This is a genomic window from Acinetobacter sp. YH12144 (genome assembly GCF_013418345.1).
GTDB classification, from domain to species: domain Bacteria; phylum Pseudomonadota; class Gammaproteobacteria; order Pseudomonadales; family Moraxellaceae; genus Acinetobacter; species Acinetobacter amyesii.
The window spans coordinates 1-7,594 of record NZ_VPCD01000038.1 but is presented as its reverse complement, the minus strand read 5'-3'; the positions used below and the strand labels follow the sequence as shown (position 1 = coordinate 7,594).

Below are 7,594 nucleotides of genomic sequence, written 5' to 3'. Positions count from 1 at the left end.
TGCATGAGTCTGGAAATGTAGAGGTAGTGACCTGAGGCATAGCCTTTATTTTTGCTTTTGACGCTGAAATGGTAGCTGGCCATGTTCACCTCTGGTGGCTTGGGGACCGGTTTTTATGCAGTGAAACGAAATAAAAAGCGTCCGGATTTGGAATGCCTGAATGGCTGAAAATCCGGTTAAAGGGGGTCAAGGGGGAAACGCCCCATTGCGTACTAGTTTCTTCGCGATAGCAAGAAACTGTCAAGTGCGAATTATTTAAAATAAAAATAAAAATTCTTGAAAAGAATTTTTATTTTTATTTTAAATAATTATTTTCAGACTGCCCTGTTAAATATGGTAAAACCATATCTAACAGGTTGCAGTTCTGAAAATTAGGCGGCAGGTGGTATGACTCAGGAAAAAGCAAAAAAACGTGGAAGACCAGCTAAGTTACTTCAAGTAGCAGAATTACATGATTTTGTGGAGTATCTCTTAGAAAAACATCCACGGACCGATTTACAAAATCAGGTCATTGATGATCTACAAGCTGAAGATTTTAATTTTGAGATGTTGTCTGAAGCTCAACAGATTTTAGTGAGAGAAGCATTAAAACCTTACCGTGAGCATATAAAACTAAAGACCTTATTTGATCAGCTTTCGACTTTTCCGGAACCAACTGAATATGAAACCAAATTTATTGAGTTATTTAAGTCATATAAGAATCAAGAATTAGGTAATAGTGAGCTGAATATTCTGAAAACAATGTTTACTCGATACCAGCGTTTTAAGGCTCAAGAATTACAGATGAAGGATCTTGAGCTTTATTTAACTCAGATCCAAAAAAAGGATGAAGGTAAAAAACGTAAAGCTGACAATCAACGCAAATTTGAGTTAGGTGGTGCTGTTATTGCGGCATTTAAAAAAATGAATAAAAAGATTCCAGAAGATGTGTCGCAAGTGACTAATTTGATTATAGGTAATGATAATTTTTGTGAAAAAATTTCACAGACGGATCTTTATCAAAAAGTATGCAAACATGAAGATATTTATTCAAAGAAAGTCGAATTATTTATCAAAGTATTAGATGGTTTTACGACTTATAAATATGGAGATCAAAAGCTATTTGAATATGAAGTCGAAAAGCAGAAACGGGAAAATACAAAATAGATTTCTCCAAATTTCAAACTCACGACTCCAAAATACTCCTCAAAGCTTTATGTAGTAAGGGTTTAGATTGTTCTGTATTTATTTTTTAACCAATTTTAAAACGCTCCACTCCAAAATACCCTTCAAAGCCTTGTGTAGTAAGGGTTTAGGTCGTTCTGTATTTATTTAACCTATTTTAAGCGCTTCACTCCAAAACACACTCAAAGCCTTATGTAGCAATGGTTTAAGGTCTATCAAAATTAATTTATTTTTGAAAAAATGGAGTAGAGCGTTTGCAATATGAATGATGATATTCAGCTTCTGTAAGCACAGCAATTTCATCTGCATGTGCTGTATATTCATTCATATGTTCGAGCAATTCAGACTCTGAAAGTGGAAACTTTTTCGGATTTTCAGTGTCGTTCATAGCATCATCTCCTGAGATCTTAGTTAGATCATCATAAACCAGGAACGTCTACTTTGGGATTACAGGCGAATTTCGTATAAGAGTTTTTATGTTAAATAGTCCCTATATTAGGGATAGGGACTATTCTAGTTTTTAAGCTTATTTGGTATGAAGAACTGTTATGTATTAGTGTTAATTTCTAATGTATTTGCTTTAATAGATACATTTTGAAGAGTCGTATCTTTTAGCATTTCAAATCCTTCTGAATTTGGTTGTACGCCTAATACAACTGTCGGAACATCCTCTGTAAAAGCTCCTCTTTCGTTTAAATCCCAAACAAATTGTTCATAAAAAGACACACCAGTTGACATGTATTTCTGCATGGCCTTTGTAGGTACAATCTCAATTCCATATTGAATAGCATTGTGTTTTTCGAAAATTTTCATTTTTGCGCATACGTTGTATACCATAAAAGCATATTTTCCGAACTGGACTTCAATACCTACTTTTTCATGATTCAATTCGGACTCATATATGAAGTCCATTTCTCTAAATCCAACAAAGTCCTCAGAAATATATGAGATGAAGGGATTAGGTTCCTCTTCATTGATTAGACTGCTATCGAAAGAATATTGTTTTCCTTCTTTTTGGATGAATTTAGGCTTTTCTTCTTCTTCATGTGAAGTAAAACCTTTAGTCAACCGTTTCCAGGCACTAGTAAAGCTGTAAAATTTAATATCACTATTACTGCCTAAACTTGTCAAAAAATCTAAATAAGCTGTTTGGAACTCGGCTTTATTAAATTTTAAAACTTTAAAATCTTCAAATAGTTGGTTGGATTTAGTTATAGCATCTTCAATATTTGAGTTCTCATATCTACAACGAATACGATAAGAAGAAAGCCCTTTTTCTTTTAGAACAGCCTTAATCTGGTTGTTTAGATCAACAGGAGAAAATAAATTCTCATTTTTAGATTTCTCTCTAGATTTTTTAACAGAAGAAATTTTAACTTGTGATAAAGCATATTCAAGTAGAGTAATAGCCTCGGTTAATGCTGAGGGAATATGAGCTTCCTCACATTTAAAATAGTATTTTTTAGTGACTAGCATGCTAGATAGATTTGTGGACATAAAACTTTAAACCTTAATAACTTACGAAATCATTCTTTTGAATCAGTTTTCCATTGTTCAGGAACCTGTGCTACTTTTTCCTTTCCTGTAGGCTTGTGTACAGGTTTACCTAATGGTCTTATTTTTAAAGTTCCATTTTCGAGTTGCTCAATTCTATCTTTAGCTATTGCTAGGTAATTGGTATCTCTTTCAATCAATGTTGCCTTTCTATCACGATTAAGTGCTGCTACTGCACTAGAACCGACTCCACCAAATGGGTCTAGGACAGCATCTCCCTCATTTGTTAGGGCAAGAACAAAACGTTCAATAAGTTCTACTGGAAATTGACAAGGATGTTCTGTTTTTTCGATATGGTTTGATTTGACATTAGGAATATCCATAACTCCTAACTCCCACTCATCAGAAATGATTTTCCAGTAATCAGAAGGATTCTTGCCTAGAGGATTCCCACTAGGTTGCCCTTTTTTATCACCTTTATAGTGAAGTTTTCCTGGATATTTAGAAGGGACACGAATAGGGTCTAAATTGAAGACATAATCATCTGTTTTGGTAAACCAAAGAAGAGTTTCATATCTACCAGATAATCTGTTTTTTGCATGTAGACCATGATCAAAATGCCAGACAATACGGTTACGAAGTTTTAATCCTAATTTCTTTAAAATTGGATAGAAGAAAATGTCTAATGGAAACACTTCTCCTTTTTCAACATAGTTCCCTACTTGCCAAACTAAACTTCCTTCGGGCTTTAGCGTTCTTACACATTCGCTGAGGATTTCTTCTTGCCAAGATAAGTAATCGTCAAAATCTTGTCTTTTTTCATATATTTTGCCGATATTATATGGTGGAGATGAAACTACTAGCTGAAATACTTCATCAGGTGTTTTTTTTAACTCTTCTAGGGAATCGCCTAGAAGTAAATTGATATCAGCATCATAAGAGAAGTTTTGAGAATACTTAAATTTCTTTAACATCGTGATAGATAGGGTAGTTCATATAAGAATGCCAAGATTCTACATTGATCTGACTCTGAATTATTAAATTAATAATAAAATGCGTCACTGGATGACGTCTTTTTTAGCATAGATAGAAAGCTTAAATGAGTAATGAAATGAAAAAATTTTATTGGGATAGAATTTTCAAAATAAATTTAATTTTTCTAAAATTAACATAATACGCGTTATACGAAATGCTTTCTATTTTTCATTTTAAATCATAGCCTTATGTTGATGTAAAAAGCCCAACTCAGCTGAGTTGGGCTTTTTTGTCGAATCTTCACGTTCCACGATCAATATCTGAGCAATGTTCCACGAGTTTGTGTAGCTCTACTCCACATTCATGGTTCTCCATAATTATGGTTTTATGGTTTTATGGTTTTATGGTTTTATGGTTTTACGGTTTTACGGTTTTACGGTTTTACGGTTTTACGGTTTTACGGTTTTACGGTTTTACGGTTTTACGGTTTTCCATAATTATAGTGTTATTTAATATTATAAATAATTGATTTATATTTACTTTTTAGTTTTAACTTATGCTGCTGTAGCTAACCATTAGGCAAGAAAAAACGGCTCAGGAAGCCACGTTTTTTAGTCTCAGGTTCAACGTGTTGAGGTACTGGAATTCGTTTCTTTGTCTCTTGATCAGTAGTCAATCCCTCATAGTTCGACTCACTTTTTGATCTTTTATTTGTTGCTATATCTAATTTTTGGTCGTTAGAGTTATAAACTTTTGGAGCTTCTAATAGGCGTTGTATCGCTTCAATTTGCTCATCTTTAACGTGTAGCTGGTCATTCTTAGCTTTTAGTTCCTCACGTTGGAACTGCTCACGCTCATGAGCTTGTTCAAGCTGTTTTTGAAGCATGTAAACCTGCTGTTCTAGCAAGTGAACTTCTGACAACTTTCGTGTTTCAGTTGTCTGTGAACTGTTCACATTTCTAGACGGTTCACCAAAGACACGAATAGCTTCGGAAAGATCAATTCTACCTTCACTATTCTTACTTAAATTACCTTTATTAATGTGCTTATAAACGGCTTGACGCGTCATTCCATAGAGGTTTGAAAGCTCAATAACTGATAGTGATTTCATCTTAAAATTTTGTTTGTTTATTATGTGAACCAAGATACATTAAGAAACAGTCAACCGCTACATACGCCATCGATCTTTATGCCTTAAAACCTAAATTTTTAAGATAAGGAATAAATTGCTTTTGTTGTATTGGATCTCGCAGCATATCTTTAATTTTAATAGCTAAGTCGTCATAACTTTCACCTTGTTGTGCTAGGTGAGATAGTTCATGTAAGCGTGAAAGCTGATTACCAAACATATTAAGTTGTGCATCTGTCAATTTATAAAAATGATTCTGTTCGGCTTTATGCTCAATACTTTTTGATTTTTCTTTAAATGTGAAATGAATATGCGTGACTTTCCGACCTGTCTTTATTTGCTCGTAAGAAACATGTAAAGGGCTATGCTCATTAATTTGATCTACAGCAGTATCAATAACCCATCTTTTCAAATCAGCAGACAATGGATATCTTTTCCCTAACTCCAACATAGTTCTTAGAGACTCGATGGAGATATCCCGTTTTCCTATTGAACGGTATTGGCTTAATAATTCATAAATACGAATAGCATATGCGCTACTCATACCAGCAATGTCAGACAATGAATACTTTGTAAATTCACGACTCAGATTAGAAATAAACGGTAAAATTTCCTTAGAAAACCGAATTCCTACAACACTTTTACTCTCTAAAAATCGTATCGATTGAATCCACCTCATTTTGATTGATTCATCATCAAGAGCTAGATTGATTGATCTGTCATATAAGCGGTTTACACCATCTTTTAGATCTCTATAAGCTGTTTTTTCATGAATGCCGAGTTTCTTTAGATCATCAATAGTTACGCGATAAATTTGATTATCTGTAATATCTTCAGCCCGACCAATTTTACTAATAGCTGCTAAAACAATCCTCTGTTCTGTTGAGCTGAGTTGATATGAAGCTTCAATTACTTGATTTGATTTAATTACTAATTCTTTTTTAGATGTACTCATCAATTTTATTTCGATAATTAACTATGAGTAATATAATTCTCTCATAGTTAGTAGTCAATCCCTCATAGTTAAGTAGTCAATCCCTCATAGTTAGTAGTCAATCCCTCATAGTTAGTAGTCAATCCCTCATAGTTAAGAGCTGAAAGCATTGATATAGAAAGCTTTCAGAGATCCTAAAATATTTAAAATATTTAAAATATAATTAAAAAGGGTTTATAAAAAATTGCCCTTGGTTTTCGCTACGCTCAAACTCTATTGAACTTCGCTAAAGCTCAGTTCGTTGGGGCAATTTTTAGCAAATACCTGGAATTAATTCTCTAAAAGCAAAAGCGACTCGGAATTCGCTTCGCTCATCAGTTTTTTATGCTCGCTACGCTCGGTCTAGGATCAAATTAAATTTATTCGCACCCTTCGGGATGCTCTGTATCTAAGTTTTAGAAGTAAAGGGGAGTTTGTAATCAGGGAAAAAGCATGGCGAGAGTTTTGATTGTGTCTGTTCGCTCGTAGACACTCGCTCTATTAATAACTAAAAAAAACTGAATCAGCCTTCTAAATCTGATTCAGTTTATAAATTTCAGTAAGCAGGAATGGACGTTCCTATAATACTTACCGTTGTGTGTTCAATCATTATACTCTGACTTTTATAAATATCTATAAAACCATTATTTATGGACCACTAAAATCATAATCATCAGGTTTTGGCTTCTTCAATTCAGGTTGAATACGTTGGGGTTGTTGCTTGATCTGTTGGGTGATCGGCTGTTCAGGTTTTGAATGAACCTTAAACGCAATAGATGGGCTTGGGTAATCTTGTGCATGATTGAATTTTCGGGTCATTTCTCGTGTATTCCATCGTTCACTGTCAATGATCGGATTCTGTGCTTTAACGATTGCCACAATATCGTTTTCGAGTTCCTTTTTATTCTTTGCTTTCTTCAGTAGGTAATTGACGTAGTACATTACCTCTGGTGTTGAGTAGGGTTCATTACTACAGCTGTAAAAATATTCATGTTTTTGGTCGATTTTCTTCTGACGTTCTTCTAGTTCTCGTTCTTGATGGTTGTGTTCTCGGATCTTTTGGATATCTGCGAGGTATTCAGGGGTCGCATTTTGGTTGCCGACACCCAGTTTAGGTTCTGGAAGGTACAAGGTGCCGTGGATCTGATTGTATTTTTCATAGCTATCTGCTGACACTTGGTTTTTGATGGTGATGTCTTGTCCATCTAGTCTGTAAGTGACAGTCGGGCAGTGTTGAGCAAGGGCATCATTGAGGTGGTTTTCCCATTGTTTGCGGATATAGATCAGAAAAGCAGAATAGTCTTCATGGCCTTCTTGGAGTTGGATTTTCTTCGCACCGCCTTTGGATGGGTCTTTTGCGTTATAGCGTTTGAAGTATTGTTCGGCTGTTCGTTCAATACCGTCATCGGCTTTCAATGAGAACATTAGGTGACAATGAGGTTGATCTTCGCCACTGATGCGCGATTTTACGTTGTGTATGGCGTATGAATGCGGATAGTTGAAGCTAGCTACATGTTTTTCTAAAAACGTCTCTATGAGCGTTTTACGCTGTTCTGGCGTGAATTCATTTGGCAAGGCAATTTCGTATTCCATGTACGCTTTGGCATTTGCTCGTTCATAGGTATCTGCTGCTTGCCAAAACTCGATGGGATCTTTCACGAAGGCAGGCATACAACGACCGGGTTCGATATGTTCGATGGTCTCATGACTGGTTTTGCGGATACCTTCGTATTGCATGAGTCTGGAAATGTAGAGGTAGTGACCTGAGGCATAGCCTTTATTTTTGCTTTTGACGCTGAAATGGTAGCTGGCCATGTTCACCTCTGGTGGCTTGGGGACCGGTTTTTATGCAGTGAAAC

7 protein-coding genes are annotated in these 7,594 nt (G+C 35.2%); 1 reads left to right on the top strand and 6 read right to left on the bottom strand.

Annotated elements, in window-relative coordinates; genetic code table 11:
* Nucleotides 1-387: 387 nt before the first annotated feature.
* Nucleotides 388-1,146 carry a hypothetical protein gene (locus FTU79_RS15905; RefSeq protein ID WP_120368316.1) on the top strand — a complete coding sequence of 253 codons (759 nt, stop codon included), beginning with the start codon at nucleotides 388-390 and terminating at the stop codon, nucleotides 1,144-1,146.
* 244 nt (nucleotides 1,147-1,390) lie between these two features.
* Here FTU79_RS15905 and FTU79_RS15900 read toward each other — a convergent pair whose 3' ends face one another.
* From FTU79_RS15900 to FTU79_RS15875, 6 genes are all read right to left on the bottom strand, one after another.
* Nucleotides 1,391-1,552 (bottom strand): hypothetical protein, encoded by a 162-nt coding sequence (locus FTU79_RS15900; protein WP_180051333.1) that lies wholly within the window; start codon nucleotides 1,550-1,552, stop codon nucleotides 1,391-1,393.
* A gap of 158 nt (nucleotides 1,553-1,710) precedes the next feature.
* Nucleotides 1,711-2,661 (bottom strand): BglII/BstYI family type II restriction endonuclease, encoded by a 951-nt coding sequence (locus tag FTU79_RS15895; RefSeq protein ID WP_180051331.1) that lies wholly within the window; start codon nucleotides 2,659-2,661, stop codon nucleotides 1,711-1,713.
* A gap of 29 nt (nucleotides 2,662-2,690) precedes the next feature.
* Nucleotides 2,691-3,632, bottom strand: coding sequence for a site-specific DNA-methyltransferase (locus tag FTU79_RS15890; RefSeq protein ID WP_180051329.1), 942 nt, complete (start codon nucleotides 3,630-3,632; stop codon nucleotides 2,691-2,693).
* Between the two features lie 569 nt (nucleotides 3,633-4,201).
* A complete protein-coding gene (locus tag FTU79_RS15885; RefSeq protein WP_180051327.1) occupies nucleotides 4,202-4,744 on the bottom strand; it encodes a plasmid replication DNA-binding protein in 543 nt (180 codons plus the stop codon).
* Between the two features lie 76 nt (nucleotides 4,745-4,820).
* Entirely contained in the window at nucleotides 4,821-5,720 is a 900-nt protein-coding gene (repM, locus tag FTU79_RS15880) for a replication initiation protein RepM (protein ID WP_180051324.1), read from the bottom strand.
* 663 nt (nucleotides 5,721-6,383) lie between these two features.
* On the bottom strand, nucleotides 6,384-7,550 hold the full coding sequence (locus FTU79_RS15875) for a MobA/MobL family protein (RefSeq protein ID WP_180051321.1): 1,167 nt from the start codon (nucleotides 7,548-7,550) through the stop codon (nucleotides 6,384-6,386).
* Nucleotides 7,551-7,594: the final 44 nt, after the last annotated feature.